13 protein-coding genes are annotated in these 16,714 nt (G+C 60.1%); 3 read left to right on the plus strand and 10 right to left on the minus strand.

Annotated features, from left to right (window positions below; translation table 11 throughout):
• Positions 1-28 precede the first annotated feature (28 nt).
• From cheD to HNQ72_RS12815, 10 genes are all read right to left on the minus strand, one after another.
• On the minus strand, positions 29-586 hold the full coding sequence (gene cheD / locus HNQ72_RS12770) for a chemoreceptor glutamine deamidase CheD (protein WP_183992601.1): 558 nt from the start codon (positions 584-586) through the stop codon (positions 29-31).
• Positions 583-972 carry a response regulator gene (locus HNQ72_RS12775; protein WP_119938792.1) on the minus strand — a complete coding sequence of 130 codons (390 nt, stop codon included), beginning with the start codon at positions 970-972 and terminating at the stop codon, positions 583-585. The genes cheD and HNQ72_RS12775 overlap by 4 nt, the downstream gene beginning before the upstream one ends.
• Positions 973-2,022: a protein-glutamate O-methylesterase CheB gene (gene cheB / locus HNQ72_RS12780; protein WP_183992603.1), complete on the minus strand. Its 1,050-nt coding sequence runs from the start codon at positions 2,020-2,022 to the stop codon at positions 973-975. It abuts the gene before it with no gap.
• Positions 2,019-2,927 (minus strand): protein-glutamate O-methyltransferase CheR, encoded by a 909-nt coding sequence (cheR, locus tag HNQ72_RS12785; RefSeq protein ID WP_183992605.1) that lies wholly within the window; start codon positions 2,925-2,927, stop codon positions 2,019-2,021. Before cheR ends, cheB begins: the two co-directional genes overlap by 4 nt.
• Positions 2,924-3,409 (minus strand): chemotaxis protein CheW, encoded by a 486-nt coding sequence (locus tag HNQ72_RS12790; RefSeq protein ID WP_183823327.1) that lies wholly within the window; start codon positions 3,407-3,409, stop codon positions 2,924-2,926. Before HNQ72_RS12790 ends, cheR begins: the two co-directional genes overlap by 4 nt.
• An 8-nt stretch (positions 3,410-3,417) precedes the next feature.
• A complete protein-coding gene (locus tag HNQ72_RS12795) occupies positions 3,418-5,637 on the minus strand; it encodes a chemotaxis protein CheA (RefSeq protein ID WP_183992606.1) in 2,220 nt (739 codons plus the stop codon).
• A 16-nt stretch (positions 5,638-5,653) separates the two neighbouring features.
• A complete protein-coding gene (gene cheY1, locus HNQ72_RS12800) occupies positions 5,654-6,019 on the minus strand; it encodes a chemotaxis response regulator CheY1 (RefSeq protein ID WP_119938787.1) in 366 nt (121 codons plus the stop codon).
• 2 nt (positions 6,020-6,021) lie between these two features.
• Positions 6,022-6,315 carry an STAS domain-containing protein gene (locus HNQ72_RS12805; protein ID WP_148144413.1) on the minus strand — a complete coding sequence of 98 codons (294 nt, stop codon included), beginning with the start codon at positions 6,313-6,315 and terminating at the stop codon, positions 6,022-6,024.
• A complete protein-coding gene (locus HNQ72_RS12810; protein WP_183992607.1) occupies positions 6,315-7,943 on the minus strand; it encodes a globin-coupled sensor protein in 1,629 nt (542 codons plus the stop codon). The genes HNQ72_RS12805 and HNQ72_RS12810 overlap by 1 nt, the downstream gene beginning before the upstream one ends.
• Before the next feature lie 371 nt (positions 7,944-8,314).
• On the minus strand, positions 8,315-10,699 hold the full coding sequence (locus HNQ72_RS12815; protein WP_183992608.1) for a cellulose synthase: 2,385 nt from the start codon (positions 10,697-10,699) through the stop codon (positions 8,315-8,317).
• Positions 10,700-10,942: 243 nt separating this feature from the next.
• On the opposite strand from HNQ72_RS12815, the gene bcsN reads away from it, so the two are divergent.
• The 3 genes from bcsN to HNQ72_RS12830 are packed head-to-tail and all read left to right on the plus strand — an operon-like array spanning position 10,943 to position 16,709.
• The gene (gene bcsN / locus HNQ72_RS12820; RefSeq protein WP_183992609.1) at positions 10,943-11,986 is read left to right on the plus strand and encodes a cellulose biosynthesis protein BcsN; all 1,044 of its coding nucleotides are present in this window, start codon (positions 10,943-10,945) and stop codon (positions 11,984-11,986) included.
• A 40-nt stretch (positions 11,987-12,026) separates the two neighbouring features.
• The gene (bcsA, locus tag HNQ72_RS12825) at positions 12,027-14,204 is read left to right on the plus strand and encodes a UDP-forming cellulose synthase catalytic subunit (RefSeq protein WP_183992610.1); all 2,178 of its coding nucleotides are present in this window, start codon (positions 12,027-12,029) and stop codon (positions 14,202-14,204) included.
• A gap of 9 nt (positions 14,205-14,213) precedes the next feature.
• Positions 14,214-16,709 carry a cellulose biosynthesis cyclic di-GMP-binding regulatory protein BcsB gene (locus tag HNQ72_RS12830; RefSeq protein ID WP_183992611.1) on the plus strand — a complete coding sequence of 832 codons (2,496 nt, stop codon included), beginning with the start codon at positions 14,214-14,216 and terminating at the stop codon, positions 16,707-16,709.
• Positions 16,710-16,714 lie beyond the last annotated feature (5 nt).

A 16,714-nucleotide genomic window follows, 5' to 3' on the forward strand; every position in this document is an offset into this window, starting at 1 on the left:
CATTCCAGAATATGAATTGAGGTGACGATCAGAAGAATTCGATAGCGTTGTCGACGGGCTTGGGTGGCGTACGGACAGGGCGCTGTTCAAGCGCAACCGTTCTTTGAGTCTCCGCACCCGTCAGCGGGTATTGTCTGGCACGTCCGTGGACGGGCCAATATTCAAGCTTTCTTCCATGCTCTCCACCGGTCGACGAGCCGACAACCTGAATGCCTTCGTCCCTCAGGAACTGCATGGCAAAGGCTGCGTTCTGTTCGCCGACATTCGAGAAGCTTGCGATCGTTTTTGCGCCGCCAAAGACCTTTGCCTCCAGCCGGTCGCGCCGGGCGCCCTTCTTCAGGAGACCGTTGATCAGCAGTTCCATCAGATGCACGCCATAGCGCGTCGCATCACCTCCCGAAGCCATGGCCCCGCCCGAGCCAGGCAACAGGAAGTGGTTCATGCCGCCGACACCGGCGACTGGATCACGAAGACACGCGGCCACGCACGATCCAAGTATCGTCGACAGGACGACGTCAGGGTCGTCAATGACCTTGTACTCTCCCTGGATGATATGGACGCGCCTGGACGCGATGGCATCACTCATTTGAGGGCTCCGAACACGGCTTCGATAGCGGCCTTCATCTTTTCGATGGTGAACGGCTTGGCGAGAACGTTGTTAGCGCCAAGCTGAGCCGCCTTCTGCACCAGCGCGCGGTCACCCTGAGCGGTCAGAATGATGAAGGCTGCCTTCTTTGTGGTCGGGTTGGAGCGCACGGCCTGCAGGAAGCCAATGCCGTCCATGTTCGGCATATTGAAGTCGGAGATGACCAGATGATGCGGCTGTTCCGACATGATCTTCATGCCCTGTACGCCATCACCTGCAGAGGTGATTTGCTTGAAGCCGAGCTGTGTCAGAGCATCGCTGAGAAGCAAACGGCTGGTGACCTGGTCGTCGACAATCAAAACTTTGATTTTTTCAGCGAGAGACATTTATTCGGTACCTTCTTTTCGGGCGGCAGTTAATTTCAAGACTTCTTCTCCAATGGAGCCCAGGGGCAGTTGCTGCTCGACGGCGCCCAGTTCATAGGCCACCCTCGGCATCCCATAGACCACACAGGTCTTCTCGTTCTGTCCGATCGTGCGGGCGCCAGCGCTGCGCATCTTCAGAAGTCCGGAAGCCCCATCGCGCCCCATGCCGGTCAGAATTACGCCAACCGCATTGCGGCCGGCCAATTCCGCTACAGAGTCGAACAGGACATCGACCGACGGCCGGTGGCCGTTGACGGGATCTTTTTCGATCAGTCGGCAGCAAGGCGCTGACGGGTTTGCCACCTGCATATGTCGGTCGCCACCGGGCGCGAGATAGATCTTGCCGATCTCCAGCCGCGCACCATCGGTTGCTTCCTCCACGACAGGAGCACAGATACGATTAAGACGTTCTGCAAAACTTTTCGTAAACGTCGGAGGCATATGTTGAGTGATTACTGTCGGCGGGCAGTTTTGCGGGAACTTTTGCAACACCGTAATCAGCGCTTCCACACCTCCGGTAGAGGATCCGATGGCGACAACTTTACGCCCCACGCGGTAGTCGTGAACGGACATCGGCGGCGCAACCGGAGCCGGCGCGGATGTTGCAGTAAACCTGCGACCCGAACGAGCAGCTGCCTTGACCTTTTCGGCCAGATCCATGAACGGACGGCGATCTCCCGGAGCCGGCTTGCCGACGCAATCGAAAGCACCGATCTCAAGTGCCGCAAGCGTTGCGTTGGCACCATGATGCGTCATCGTCGACACCATGATGACCGGCATTGGGCGCAGGCGCATGATCTTTTCGAGGAACTCGAGGCCGTTCATGTTCGGCATTTCGATATCGAGCGTGACGACGTCCGGGTTCAGCTGCTTGATCGCGGCACGCGCCTCCATGGCATCGCCGGCCTGACCGATGACGCTAACCTCCGGATCGGAATTCAGCACGGCGGTGATCAGGCCCCGCATAGTGGGGCTGTCGTCCACGACGAGGACGCGTGCGGGCGCGCTCATGCCTTCCTCCCTGCATGCTTTCCGATATAGCGATAGGTGGTGATCCCGATATTGTCGAAGAGATGCTTCGCATCACCCGACACGCGCTCGGAGTGGCCGATATAGAGGTGACCGGCATCTGGAAGCAGCGATGCGAAACGGGACCAAATCTTCATCTGCGTCGGTTCGTCGAAATAGATGACCACGTTGCGGCAGAAGATCACGTCAAAACCGCCCTTGAATGGCCACTGAGCCATCAGGTTCAGTTCGTTGAAGGTGATCAGCTTCTTCACCTTGTCATCGATCTGGCACTTGCGGCGGCCGTTGATATCCACGTCGCGGAACCATTGCTTGCGCATGGCAGGCGAAATGCTCTCAAGAGCGTTCTCGTCATAGGCACCGGCTCGTGCCGTTTCGAGGATCTTGGGATCGATATCGGTCGCCAGAATACGGAAATCGTAATCGGCGGCGTTCGGGAACATCGCGAGTACGGTAAGCGCGATCGAATAGGGTTCCTGCCCATCCGAGCAGGCAGCCGACCATATGCGCACACGTCCGCCGCTCTTGGCACGGTTGATAAGGCCCGGCAGGACTTCGTCACGCAGATGTTCGAAATGATGGTTTTCGCGGAAGAAGCGAGTGAAATTCGTGGTCAGATGCGACAGCATCTCGCGACGAACAGCTGCGCCTTCCGGCGATGAGACAAGCTCGCAATATTCGCGAAAACCTCTCAAGCCCAGATTGCGGATATGCTTGGAGAGACGCGAATAGACGAGAGAAGCCTTGGAATCGTTGAGATAGATTCCGGCATCGGCATAGATCATTGCAGCGATTTCGGAGAGATCACGGCGCTTCAGCGGATATTCTCCGCTCGCCAATACCTCATCCGGCGACTGCCGGCTATCAAGCGCGCCCAACGGCATCATGCAGCTTCACTTTCCTTGTCGTGAGCTTTCTCGGGGAAAAGGGCTTCCAGCTCGATCAAGCAGATCATTCGCTTGTCGATGGCCAGGATGCCCCTTGCGTATTGCTTCTCCAGGTCCGAGGAGACTTCCGGAACCGGCTGGATATTATCGTCGGTAATCGTAAGGATATCGGAAACGGCCTCGACCAGTAGGCCGACAACCTTACTCTTCACCTGCGCGACGATGATCACGTGGCGCGGGGTCGGTTCTGTTTCCTTCATGCCGAGCCGGGCCGACATGTCGATGATCGGCAAAACCGCACCGCGCAGGTTGATCACCCCCCTGACATAGGCGGGCGCATGCGGCATCGGCGTGGCCTGGGTCCATCCGCGGATTTCGCGGACGGACATGATGTTCACGCAAAATTCCTGATCGCCGATACGGAAGGCAATCAGCTCCCGGGCACCCTGCGACAGAGACTTTACGGCATAAGATACGCTCATGACGCCGGTTATCCTGCTGCTGCGAGCGACATTTCAGGCTTCAGCGACTGACCGCGAGAAGCACCGACGACCGCGTCGACGTCGAGAATGAGCGCCACGCGTCCATCGCCGAGGATGGTTGCGGCGGCGATACCCGGAACGTGGGTGTAGTTCGCCTCGAGCGACTTGATGACGACCTGGCGCTGGCCCTGGATCGCATCGACCATCAGGGCGCGCTGGCCACCGCCTTCGGATTCGACCAACAGCGCGACGCCATCGACCGGATTGGCCTGGTTGGCGCGGAAGTTGAGGATGCGACCGACATCGACCAGCGGGCAGAACGAGTTGCGGATCGAGATGAGCCGCTGGTTCGCGCCAAAGGAGTGAATGGCGGAGGCTTCCGGCTGGAGCGTTTCGACGATTGCCGTCAGCGGCACGACCAAGGTCTGGCCAGCAACCGTGACGACCATGCCGTCGAGAACGGCGAGCGTCAGCGGCAGGCTCATGGTGAAGGTCGAGCCGAGGCCCGGACGCGAGGAGATCGAGATACGACCACCCAGTGCCTGGATCGAACGCTTGACGACGTCCATGCCGACACCGCGGCCGGAAATGTCGGAGATCTTGTCAGCGGTGGAGAAGCCCGGCGCGAAGATCAGGTTGTCGATTTCTTCATCCGAGAGGTTGGCATCGGGGCTGATCAGATCGTTGTCGATCGCCTTCTGCTTGACGCGCTCGCGGTTGATACCGCCGCCATCGTCCTGCAGTTCGATGAGGATGCGGCCCGAACGATGCTTTGCGGAAAGCTTGATCGTACCTTCCGGATCCTTGCCGGCCGCTTCTCGCTTTTCTGGGCTTTCGATGCCGTGGTCGACGGCATTGCGGATCATGTGGGTGAGCGGCTCGGCGATCTTGTCGATGACCGTCTTGTCGACTTCCGTGTTTTCACCTTCGGTGACGAGACGGATCTGCTTGCCGACCATGTCGGCCACTTCGCGAACGATACGCGACATGCGCTGGAAGACCGGCTTGACCGGCTGCGCACGGATCGCCATGACCGAGTCCTGGATTTCGCGGGTGAGCTGCTGCAGCTCTTCCAGACCCATGTTGATCGAGGACACGCCGTTATTGTCGTTCTCGATGACGCTCTGCGAGAGCATCGCCTGGTTGATGACGAGCTCGCCAACGAGGTTGATCAGGCGGTCGACGCGATCGAGATCGACGCGGATCGTCTGGCCGGCCGAAGATGCGGCGGCAGCGGCATTGTTCTGCGTGGCGGCGGCAGCTGCGGCTGCGGCAGCAGCTGCGCTTTCCTTCTTTTCGACAGCAGCATTGACGGCCTTGACGACGTTAGCGGAAGCCTCTTCCGTCGCAGCGGTCTCGGGCTGCGGGGCAGGCTCGTCGTCCAGTGAAGAGAGATCGAAAGGCACCGGGATCATCGGCAGCTCTTCGCCTTCGGATGCTTCGGCCGGCTTGACCTCCAGCTCGCAATCCCATTCGGCGAATTCGAAGACCGCACGGACTTCTTCCTCGGACTTCGGCGTGGTTATGGAGATCTTCCAGCCGAAATAGGATGCTTCCGGATCCATGTTTTCCAGCGTGGGAAGCTGATCCATGTCGCAGGCAATGCCCATCTCGCCGAAGCGGGAAAGATCGCGCAGCAGAAGCGCTGCTTCGTTGCCCTTGGAATAGAGTTCACGCGTCGGCTTGAAAGTGACTTCGTAGGTGAACTGTTCGACCACTTTCTCTTCTTCGCCGAAACCGTCGAAGGTGAAGGGGATCGGCTGGAAACCGCTGTCGTCGGTCGGCTTTGCCGGAGCAGCAGCAACAGGCTTTGCAGCCTTCGGTGCCTCGGCGACCGGCAGAGCTTCGCCGTTTGCCAGAGCCTCCAGTTCCTTTACCAGTCCGCGCGTACGGCTTTCCTCGACGCTGCCGCCATCACGCGAGCAGGTCACGAGGTCGGCGAGCACGTCGGCCGACTTGAGCATGACCTTCAGGACATCCTGGTTCGGCTCCAGCTTGTTGGAGCGCACGCAGTCCAGCGTGGTCTCGAAGACGTGGGCAAAAGCCACGAGCTCTTCCAGACCGAATGCACCGGCACCACCCTTGATGGAATGAACGGCGCGGAAAACGGCGTTGACCGTCTCGGGATCGCGATCCCCATCGTTCAGCTTGAGAAGACCGGATTCCAGTTCAGCGAGCTGCTCTTCGCATTCCTGAAAAAAGATCTCTTTGATTTCGTTCATATCCATCGGAAGAATTCCCGGTTCAGGCGGTTACACGCTCGATCGCATCAATGAGTTTTGCCGGATCGAAGGGCTTGACGATCCAGCCGGTCGCGCCGGCCTGGCGCGCACGGTTCTTCTTTTCGGCATCGCTTTCCGTGGTCAGAACCAGGATCGGGATGGCGCGGTATTTCTCGTTGCGGCGCACGCCTTCGATGAAACCGAAGCCGTCGAGGCGCGGCATGTTGATGTCGGTAACGATGACATCCGGCTCGCAGCCTTCGAGAACCTCAAGGCCCTCGACGCCGTCCTCTGCCTGGATCGTTTCGAAACCGGCATTGTTGAGGGTCACCAGAAGCATGTTCCGGATCGTCCGTGAATCATCCACGGTCAGTACTTTTTTCTTCATTGCTAGATCTCCTTAGCAATTAACTGGGTTTCGCTGATTCCGATCAGCGCCATCGTCTTTTCAAAGGCGTCCGATGCCTTCTCGACGAGGAATGACTTCTTGTCGGCCTGCCATGCTGTGGCACCGGCAACCAGAACCTGGGCGCATTGCACGCCGACACGCTCCACCGCAGAGGCATCGATCACGATGTCCTTGCCGCGCATGGACATGAGCTTGCCGTGCAGCACCGATGCTTCATTGAGGTCGAGAACGGCCGAGAGAGCCAGTTTTCCGGATGCGGCCTTCTTTGCTGCCATCAGCGTATTCCTTGCCGTTTGTAAAAGGGTTGCGCCTCGGCCTCAGCCAATGCGTGATATCGGTCGGACAATGCGCCAGCCGGCTGAACTGCCGGGCGCCTGTCATCGTAGGCATTCTGGATGTCGCGCTCGAAACCCTGCTGACGGGCAATGCGGAATTCGCGCACCGTGCGGCCCAGTTCGAGAATGACGGTATGCAGCTCATCGGCGCTTTCACCGGTATTGCGTGCGAAGCTCGCATTCGCACCGATCTCGTGGCTGAGCGAGCCGATCTCGGAGGTTACGCGGTTCAGCCCGTCGGCCTGTTCGACCGTACGGCGCGCAACGCCGGTGATCGCATCGTTGATCTCGCCGACCTGCCGGACGATGCCGCCGATCGCAGCCTGGGTGCGGTGGACCATCTCGACGCCGGCGCCGACCTGGCTCTTGGTGCCGGTGACAAGCGTCTTGATCTCGCGGGCCGCATCGGCGGAACGCTGGGCAAGCGCCCTCACCTCTTGCGCTACGACGGCAAAACCACGGCCGCTATCGCCGGCGCGCGCCGCTTCGATACCGGCATTGAGTGCCAGAAGATTGGTCTGGAAGGCGATCTCGTCGATGACGCCGATGATCTCGCCGATCTTTTCGGCCGAATTCTCGATATCGGTCATGGCGCTGATTGCGCGGCCAACGATCTCGCCGCTTTCTTCGACGGAACGGCGTGTCGCAACAGCAGCGCTTTCGGCAGCCGACGTTCCAGCAACGCTTTCCTTGACGAGCGCGGAGAGCTGGTGAAGGTCGCCATGCACCGACTGCGCCCGGCGCGCCTGCTCTTCGGAAGCGGCAGCGAAGGTCGAGGCGTTGCGCGCCATGGCGTCGGTGAGACCGATCGCCTGCATGCCGGCATCGTCGATCACGCCGACCGAGTTGCGCATGCCGCCGATCGCGCTTGACAGAAGTTCGGCCAGTTCACGGTAGGCTTCCGGCACGTCATTCGGCAGGGCGGCCGTCAGATCGCGCTCGGCGAGCGCGCCAATGACGGCAGCAAAGGTGTCGACCGCTTCGGCCTGATCGGCGGAACGCTGGTCGGCAAGGGCGCGCTGGTGCTTCTGCCTCTGTTCATTGAAACGGAGCGATACGGCGATTTCGACATCGACCATGACCAGGCGCAGGATGGCGGCGATGAGATCGCGCAGTTCCTGTTCGCGCCGGCGGGCACCGGGAAGGAAGGAGCGCGGCGCAAAATCCTCGACAGCGCCGAGTACGAGATGTTCGAGCATCACCGAATGGCCGGCGATATGCCAGCGCGGGTCGAGACCCATGCGGCTTTCGGTATCCGACAGAACCTTGACGCGATCTGCATAAAGCGCGTCGAAGCGAGCGTCCGTCAGCACCGCCCAGTGGGACGCCTGAAGATCGTTGAGACGGTCGACCTGCTGTTCGGTTTCGAAATGGCTGGAGGCTTCGGGAGAGGACTGCAGGCGTTGAAAGAGATCGCGCAGACCGTTCTTCAGATGGCCTTCGAGCTGGGGGCGACAGCGGCGGAGCAGATCGCACAGATCGCCGTCGAGACCGGCGAATGCCAGTCTCTCGCCAAGGCTGCCTGCCTGGCGACGTCGAACCTGTTCGCTTGGCGTGTCCTGCACCAAAAGTCGTCCCCAAAAACCACACAAACCGAGAATTCGGCGTGAGAGAAGCCATGCGGGTCAGGGACTGGAGATGGACAATGAATGCCTTGGCACACAGGACATGATCCCGTGCCGTGCGAACGCGGTCACCGCAGTTTTCCTGACTTTTCTTGAGCGGATACCGGATTCAAACCGGTACGGCCTTGGCGGCTTCATGCCTTGGTGAGCAGACCGCAGTCGTCCCATTTGCCGTATAGTCCAATTTGTATGGTTAATTCCTTGCCCGAAGGTTAATGGACAGTAGATATCGGCCGTTTTGCTACAAAATGGCCATTGAAACCACGGTATTGGAACACCGTCCGGCAAGGACTGCAAGCAGGGGTTTTATCGGCTCAATTGTTCTTGGTTGTAAGATCGGCAATCGCTCTCAGGCCATCCTTGTTGCCGAGATCGGCCAAGGCCTGAAAGATACGCAGCGCTTCCGCCTGCCTGCCTATGTTGAGCAGGGCGTATCCGCGCAGGCTCATCAGATCGGTCTGTTCGGGCACGATCTGCGCCCGCTGGTCGAGCGCGATCAGCGTCTCTCTGTAGCGGGCCGACTTGAACGAATTGACCGCCCGGTCAGCAAGGATGGATGCCTGCAGTTCGACGGCGCGGGTATTGTTCTGCGGTGCGATCGTTGCGGCGGCAGCCGCCTTGTCAGTCAGGCCGACACGCAGATAAGCCAGGCTCTTGCCGTAAGCGGCGTCGGAACGGGCGGCCTGAGAGGAAGCCATGGTCGCGATATCGAACGCCTGCGCTGCTTCGAGCGGCCGGTTGAGATCCATCAGGCACCAGCCGCGGGCGAGAGCCTGATCCGGTGAAAGTTGGCGAGGATCGACGGTAGAGGCGCACCCCCTGTTGACCGGAGCGCTGCGGGGCGGTGTGGCCCGCGACACACGCGGTGCGGGCCTTTCGACGGGCACAGGCCGGTAAGCCTGTGTGACCGGTTCAGGCTGACCGGCATAAGGCTGCTGGTTTGAGGGCTGCTGGTAGTAAGCCTGCTGGCGCGGCTGCGGCTGTAGTTGTTGCTGCGCCGGATATTGCTGCATCTGCTGCGCAGGATAGGGTTGCGTCTGCTGTTGCTGCGGCGGCGTGAGCTGCGAGAGATAATCCTGCCCCTGCAGACGACGGCGATCGTCCTCGCCGAGATTGGCGATGCGATCGGACCTGCCGGCCCAGGTGCGCTGGATCGCAGCAACACCGGCCCTATCGCCAAGATCGTTACGGCTCAGGACCAGACCATAGGCGGAAGGCTCGTCGTCGGGCTTCCAGGTGAGAGCTGCGGCGAACCATTGAGCAGCCGTCGCCGGCTGGCGCATGTAACGCGCATACCATCCGAACTGCTGGGCTGCGGCGGCATCCTTCGCCTCGATGACGACAGGCGCCATGCGCGACAGCACTTCCTCCTGCAAGATCGGCGGAGGATCAATGGCGAGAAGGTTGGCGACGGCTGCCATATAGGCAGCCTTGGAGCCGGGCGACGTGTCACGCCATTTGTAGAGTACATTTTCGGCTTCTAGCGGAGAATTCTGGCGTGTCAGGGTGAGAGCCAGACCTTCAGCTGCAGAGGCGGTCTCCTCCTTGGTGAAGGCCTTGCGGAACCAACGCTCGGCGCCGCCGAGATTGTCGCGCCGGTAGTAATACCAGCCGAGCAGAAGCGCATCGGACGCCAGTTCATCCTTCTCCGCCAGCCGTTCCAGCCGCGTCAGATATTTGTCGGCGACGACAAGCTTGGGATCGGTATTGCCATCCCCCACCAAACGGCGGGCCAGATCATCGCGAAGGCTCTCGAATTCCGGCTGCCCATCGGCGCCGGTCCGTTCCTTCGACAGCAATTCCTCGATCATGTCCGGCGCCAGCAATTCACTCGCCTTCTGGACGGTGGCAAGCCGCTCCGACGGATTGTCGCAATTGCTGAGCACGTAGAGATAGGCATCGCGCGCGCGCGGCTTGCGGTCGGTATCGGCAAAGGCTTCGGCAAGGCGCCAGAGCACATCGACTTCGCTGCAGGTCAGAAGCGTCGGGTTTTCAGCTGCGATGCGAATGACCTCGTCATAGGTCTTGGCGTCGGATGCCGCCGTCAGCCGGGTGCGCGCTTCGGCAAGCTTCAACCTGTCGAGAAGATCGGCAGGCGGTTGCCAGCTCGGCTCGGCGGCCTGACGATCGGAGATTGCCTTGCGCACATCTGCATAGCGCGACTGTGCGTAGAGCTGCCACATGTTGTCCAACTGTGGATCTGTCGTCGGTCTTGCGGCCAGCGGATCGGCCGGAGGTGTCCAATTGGGATAGAGCGCTCGAAGACGGGAGATTTCGGCCTGTAGACGGGCTGTATCGCCTCGGGCGGCAAAATAGCGGAGCGCGCTTTCATCGACCTGCGGAGCCGAGGCTGATGGCTGAGTGCCCGGCCTAGACTGCGCTTGTGCTGGCGGCTGCGTCTGAGACTGATTCGGAAACTGCTGCGAAATCTGCGCACTCGGCTCTGAAACCGGGGCAGCCTGCTGTGATTGGGCGATTACCAGTGGCGGGCGCCCGGCGCGCTGATCGGCTGGCGCCACGGTCGGAGATTGCGACTGCAATCGGTTCGTACGGTTCACGTCTGTGCCTGCGAAAAACGAATCAGCAGCAGTCAACGAACCGGTGATCTCGTTGAAATCGACGTCAGACGCCTGTTTGTAAGCGATCAATGCCGCTGCGGCCATGCCGAAAGCGGCTAAAGAGATCAGCGAAAACCGCATTTGCACCCCGGTCCCTGTCCATCCAAATCATTTCGGCCCGTGCACACAAGCCCACATTCGACAGCAATTGGTTAAAGAATGAGGGCATATGGTTAACGAACAATTTAGATTTCGTCAGTAAATAAGAAATCACGAATACACAAAGGTGACTCGAACCGGCAGGCATTTCACAAATGGCTGCCCGGTGACCCTCGCAGAAAGCGGGCAATGAGTAATGCGTGTCTGCCCCAGGACTGGATTTTGATGACGGACGGACACTTTACGACTTTGCAGCCGGGTTGGAGCGGTTGCCGTGCTGCTATCACGGCCTCCATAGGATTTGCAGCGCTGAGCCTCACCGGATGCGCAGGAAAGCCGATCCAATCCGAAGCCTTCATAAAGAGCGTTCCGCCGGAACAGGCCATGGTCATGCCACCGCCAGGGGGACCAGCGGTCGTCAACATCATCGAACGACGTTTCAACAACGCCATCAGCCAGGACATCCATCTGGCGACCAACGCGTCCACGCCCGGACAGAACATGCTGAAGGTCCAGCTGTTTGGCACCGAGAGCGCCTACAGCCAGGCCGACAACAGTCTGGGCATGTCGTCGATCACCGAAGGACGCATCTCGTCTGAAATGCGCCAGTCCCTGCCGCGTGTCGCGATGGCGAAATCACAATTCTATGTGCAGAACGCCTATGGTCCATTCGGTTATGCTTTCGGGCGCGGCAGAGGCTCAGATCTGTGCATCTATGCCTGGCAACAGATCCGCACCCGCGACAAAGGCACGCCATTCGCCAATTACGGTGTGATCCAGATCCGCCTGCGGACCTGCGAGGCGAATGCCACCGAAGCAAAGCTCCTTTCGGTCATGTACAACTTTACGATCAACGCCTCGGTCGATGCACTCGGCTGGAACCCTTACGGCGCAAACCGCGAGTTCAACTCTGCTGTCGGCACCACCGGCGCTCCGATCTATCCGCGCCCGGCGTCATCCGAGCCGATTGTCCAGACGCTGCCGCCGCGGCAGACGACGTCTTATGCGCCGCGAGTTCAGGTACGTCGTGTCCAGCCGGCCCCTCAGCCTGTGGCGGCGCCGGTCGCACCGCCGCAGCTTGAGCCGCGTGGTCCCCGCGTACCTTCGCCTTTCGGCAACGGTTATTCTTCTGTCACGGGACGATCCTCCGATGGTTCTGCCGCGACGACGACGCCAAACGGCGCGACGGTACCGGCAGCCCAAAGGGTGGCCGTTCCGTCTCCATCCTGCTCCATGGCAACCGACGGAGCAGACGTTGTCTGCCGTTGATCCTGTTGTCAGTCTTCGGCTCTCATCGAGGTAGTCTGCCATGAGGACACTATATTCAGCCGTCATCTGGGCCATCGCCACGGTGATGATCATCCTTCTGGTGACCTTGCCGATCAACACGCGCACGCAGCTGATCGCAAGCATCCTGATCGTCACGGTGATGGCGATCATCAAGCTTCTGGATGTCGGAGGAAAGTGGCGACTGGTGGCGCTTGCCTTCGGTACAGGGATGGTGCTGCGTTATGTCTACTGGCGCACGACAAGCACGCTGCCGCCGGTCAACCAGCTGGAAAACTTCATTCCCGGCATGCTTGTCTATCTGGCAGAAATGTACAGCGTGCTGATGCTGTCGCTCAGCCTGTTCGTCGTTGCCATGCCGCTACCGCCGGCGCGGCCAAGCAGCCGGTCGAGCAGCGACGAAAACCTGCCGACCGTCGATGTCTTCGTGCCAAGCTACAACGAGGACGAACAGCTTCTGGCCAATACCCTGGCCGCTGCCCGCAACATGGATTACCCGCCGGAAAAACTGACCGTCTGGCTGCTCGACGATGGCGGCACGGTGCAGAAGCGCAAGGCGAGCAATGTTGCCGACGCCCGTGCGGCCGAAGCCCGCCACGAAAAGCTGAAGCAGCTCTGCGTAGAAATGGGGGTGAATTACCTCACCCGCGAGCGCAACGAGCATGCCAAGGCCGGCAATCTCAACAACGGGCTTGCCCATTCGACCGGCGATCTTATCGCGGTCTTCGACGCCGACCATGCCCCGACGCGCGACTTCCTTCTGGAAACGGTGCATTATTTCGAGAGCGATCCGAAACTCTTCCTCGTCCAGACGCCGCACTTCTTCCTCAACCCGGACCCAGTCGAACGCAACCTCCAAACATTTGAAAAGATGCCCAGCGAGAACGAGATGTTCTACGGCATCATCCAGCGCGGCCTCGACAAGTGGAATGCGGCCTTCTTCTGCGGCTCGGCTGCGGTCTTGAACCGCAAGGCTCTGGAAGTATCGAATGGCTTCTCGGGCGTCAGCATCACCGAGGATTGCGAAACGGCGCTCGACCTGCACGGCCTCGGCTGGAACAGCATCTATGTCGACCGGCCGCTGATCGCCGGCCTGCAGCCGGCGACATTCGCCAGCTTCATCGGCCAGCGCTCGCGCTGGGCGCAGGGCATGATGCAGATCCTGCGCTTCCGTTTTCCGCCGCTGAAGCGCGGCCTCTCGCTGGCACAGCGCTTCTGCTACATGTCGTCGACGCTGTTCTGGCTGTTTCCGTTCCCGCGGACGATCTTTCTGTTCGCGCCCCTGTTCTACATCTTCTTCGATCTGGAAATCTTCACCTCATCCGGCGGCGAGTTCCTCGTCTATTCGCTGACCTATATGGCGGTGAACATGATGATGCAGAACTATCTCTACGGATCGTTCCGCTGGCCATGGATTTCCGAGCTCTACGAATATGTGCAGACGGTGCATCTGTTGCCGGCCGTCATCTCGGTCATGCTCAACCCGCGCAAGCCGACTTTCAAGGTCACGGCGAAGGACGAGTCCGTTGCGGTCAGCCGTCTATCGGAAGTCAGCCGGCCGTTTTTCGTGATCTTCTTCATCCTGATCGTCGCCCTCGCGATGAGCGTCTACAAGCTTTATAACGAGCCGTTCAAGGCGGACGTGACACTCGTCGTCGCCGGCTGGAACATGCTCAACATCATCATTGCCGGCTGCGCGCTCGGCGTCGTTTCCGAACGCGGCGAACGCCAGGCGTCACGTCGCGTCAAGATCAGCCGGCGGTGCGAATTCGGCATCGGCGGAAAGTGGTATACGGCGACGATCAACAATGTCTCGGTGCACGGGGCCCAGCTCGAGGTCTATACGGAAGGCGCGACGGGCATTGCCAAGGATACGATCGGGCATATCCGCTTCCAGCCATTCAGCGATCTTCCGGTCAGCGAATTGCCGGTCGAAATCCGTAACTTCGACCGCACCGGCGACGTCACCTCCGTGGGCTGCCGTTACATGCCGCAAAAGGCTCTCGATCACCGATTGATCGCCGACCTGATGTTCGCCAATTCCGCCCAATGGACACAGTTCCAGACCGCCCGCCGGAACAATCCGGGCCTCTTCCGCGGCACGTTGTGGTTCCTGTGGCTTTCCGTCTACCAGACGAGCCGCGGCCTGGGTTACCTGATGCGTGACCTCGGAAAGTCCCGCAGCGCAGAGAAAGGCTAGGAGATCGACATGAACAAGCTCATTGTCCTTGCCCTCGTCGCCTGCGCCGCCACTCCGGTTTGTGCCCAACAGGGCGTAACGCCTTTTGACATGGGTTCGGAGCGTCGCGACCGCGGCATTCAGGAGACGCCGCCGCCCTCCCAGCCCGCACCAACGCCTGTGCCCGTCAATCCCGTGCCGATTGCTCCCAGCCAGCCCGCGCCGACGAGCCAGGCTCCATCGCCTGCCCCTACGCCGCCGATCGCAAGGCCTGCCCCAGCGCCTGCGCAACAGACGGCACCGGCGCAGTGGAGCGCCCAGCCGCCGTCACCCGCACAATCTGCGGCGCCTGCACAGACGGTGTCGGCAGCCGGTTCGATCGATCAGGCACGCCGTTATCTTCTTCCGTTCACGGACATGCGGCTGAATGGAGAAATCGAACAGCGATCCTGGTCCGTCTACCTGACGGCCGATCAGGCAGGACGCGCTGCAAAACTGCATTTTGCCTATCAGAACTCGATCTTTGTCGCGCCTGAAACATCGAAACTGACGATCACGATCAATGACGTAGTCGTTGCCGCAGAGACGATTGCCTCGGCCGAACAGCCCACCGAACGGGCCTTCGAGATCCCGGCCGGATTGCTGAAGGCGGGTGGCAACATGATCCGTTTCGGTACCAGCCAGCGCCATCGTACCGACTGCACGATCGAATCCACCTATGAATTATGGACCGATATCGATCCATCCAAGACTTACCTATCCTTTGACGGCGCCAACGACCGGCGCCTAGGCACTCTGGACGACCTGAGGGCGATCGGCGTGGACGGCAAGGGTAATACCCGCTTCCGGATCATTGCTCCGGCCCTCGATCAGCTCGGCGCCACCGACACGCTGATGCGGCTGAGCCAAGCGCTTGCACTAATCGCCGGCATGCCCAATCAGGCGTTCACCTTCAGCAGACAGGCGGATGGCGACATCCAGCCCGGCGAAGTTGCTGTCTTCATCGGCACGACCGATGAGCTCAGGACCGTTCTTCCAGGACTTTCCACCTCGAACAACAACTCGGCGGCGGCAAGCTTCGTCGATTATCCGCGCAGCAAGGGCGTTTCCTCGCTCGTATTGTCCGGTCCAACCTGGTCTTCCGTCGACGGACTTGTCGAAAGTTTCGTGGCGTCGCTCGACAGCCGTTCGACGCAACGGCGCGAAACGCTTTCAACTGAGAGCTGGCGCGGCATGGATACGCCGCTGCTGTTCTCCGACAAGGTACTCGACTTCTCCGCCCTTGGGGTCAACAGTCAGGAATTTACCGGCCGCCTGTTCAGAACCAGCTTCACGATAGGCGTTCCGGCGGATTTCTACGCAAATGCCTATGGCGAGGCTCGTATTCTGCTGGATGCGGCGTATACGCCTGACGTTCTGCCGGGCAGCCATCTAGACATCTTCGTAAACGGAAACATCGCCTCCACCGTTCCGATCACATCTGCGGGCGGTGCGATCCTGCGGCATCTTCCGATCAAGCTGACGCTTCGGCACTTCCGGCCCGGCGTCAATACGATCACTGTCGAAGCAGCACTGCGTACTGCTTCTGATGGATCCTGTGCCCCCGGCGCGAGCAGCGAGGAAAAACCCCGCTTTGCGATATTTGGTACTTCGCAATTCCACATGCCGGATTTTGCCCGGATCGCCCAGGTTCCTAACGTCGCGGCAACTGCAGGCATCGGCTTTCCGTATTTCCTCGGACAGGACCCGGTATCACTGTTCCTCGGCAGGATCGACGAACATACGCTTTCGGCCGCAGCAACCTTCGCCGGCAAGATAGCCAGCGCATCACATCGGGTTATACCGCTCAATGTAACAATCTCGGCGGCCCGGATGGCGGAGCGCAACGCGATCTTTGTCGGCGGTATCTCCGAGATGCCGCTTAACGTCCTGTCCCAGCTGAAAATCGATCAGGAAAGCCGGAATAGCTGGAGTCCCGATATCGCTCCACAAACGGTTACGCCCTCCAGTATCAGCCTGCAGGACTGGCAGCAGCGCTCCGATGGCAATTTCTTCAGCCGCCAGTTCGAAGAGCTGAGCCAGTGGGCCAAGGACAATTACGATCTGTCGCTTTCCGCCCTGCGTTTTGCGCCGCCTACCGACCAGCTCTACAAACCACCGAAATCCGCCCATCTGTTGGTTGCGCAGGAAAGCGACCCGACGGGACAAGGAACCTGGACGGCGGTGCTTGCGCCGGACAGCGCCCAGCTCGATGAGGGCATGCGGGAAATTTCCAGCCGAGAGGCGTGGGAAAATATGAGCGGGCGCATCGCAATCTACAGCGGCGAGACAGAAGTGATGGGAAGCGTTCCGGTCAGCTGGTTCCGCTTCATGCCAACGCAGGATCTGAGCTTCAGCAATGCAAGGCTGATCACCGCAAATTGGTTGTCGGACAATATAATGTCCTACGCCTTGCTTCTGGCAGCAGGCAGCGTACTGCTCGGACTTGCGACCGGCGGATTGCTCAGTCTGCTCGGCCGTCGCTAAACCCA

The sequence above is a fragment of the Aliirhizobium wenxiniae genome (assembly GCF_014201355.1).
Lineage (GTDB): Bacteria > Pseudomonadota > Alphaproteobacteria > Rhizobiales > Rhizobiaceae > Neorhizobium > Neorhizobium wenxiniae.

Excerpts from the sequence above, each read along its gene's own strand:
- HNQ72_RS12805 (WP_148144413.1), bottom strand. The coding sequence starts at position 6,315 with ATGGCAGCAAAGAAGGCCGCATCCGGAAAACTGGCTCTCTCGGCCGTT.
- bcsN (WP_183992609.1), top strand. The coding sequence starts at position 10,943 with ATGACGGACGGACACTTTACGACTTTGCAGCCGGGTTGGAGCGGTTGC.
- HNQ72_RS12790 (WP_183823327.1), bottom strand. The coding sequence starts at position 3,409 with ATGAGCGTATCTTATGCCGTAAAGTCTCTGTCGCAGGGTGCCCGGGAG.
- cheD (WP_183992601.1), bottom strand. The coding sequence starts at position 586 with ATGAGTGATGCCATCGCGTCCAGGCGCGTCCATATCATCCAGGGAGAG.
- cheB (WP_183992603.1), bottom strand. The coding sequence starts at position 2,022 with ATGAGCGCGCCCGCACGCGTCCTCGTCGTGGACGACAGCCCCACTATG.
- HNQ72_RS12830 (WP_183992611.1), top strand. The coding sequence starts at position 14,214 with ATGAACAAGCTCATTGTCCTTGCCCTCGTCGCCTGCGCCGCCACTCCG.
- cheY1 (WP_119938787.1), bottom strand. The coding sequence starts at position 6,019 with ATGAAGAAAAAAGTACTGACCGTGGATGATTCACGGACGATCCGGAAC.
- HNQ72_RS12775 (WP_119938792.1), bottom strand. The coding sequence starts at position 972 with ATGTCTCTCGCTGAAAAAATCAAAGTTTTGATTGTCGACGACCAGGTC.
- HNQ72_RS12795 (WP_183992606.1), bottom strand. The coding sequence starts at position 5,637 with ATGGATATGAACGAAATCAAAGAGATCTTTTTTCAGGAATGCGAAGAG.
- bcsA (WP_183992610.1), top strand. The coding sequence starts at position 12,027 with ATGAGGACACTATATTCAGCCGTCATCTGGGCCATCGCCACGGTGATG.
- HNQ72_RS12815 (WP_183992608.1), bottom strand. The coding sequence starts at position 10,699 with ATGCGGTTTTCGCTGATCTCTTTAGCCGCTTTCGGCATGGCCGCAGCG.
- cheR (WP_183992605.1), bottom strand. The coding sequence starts at position 2,927 with ATGATGCCGTTGGGCGCGCTTGATAGCCGGCAGTCGCCGGATGAGGTA.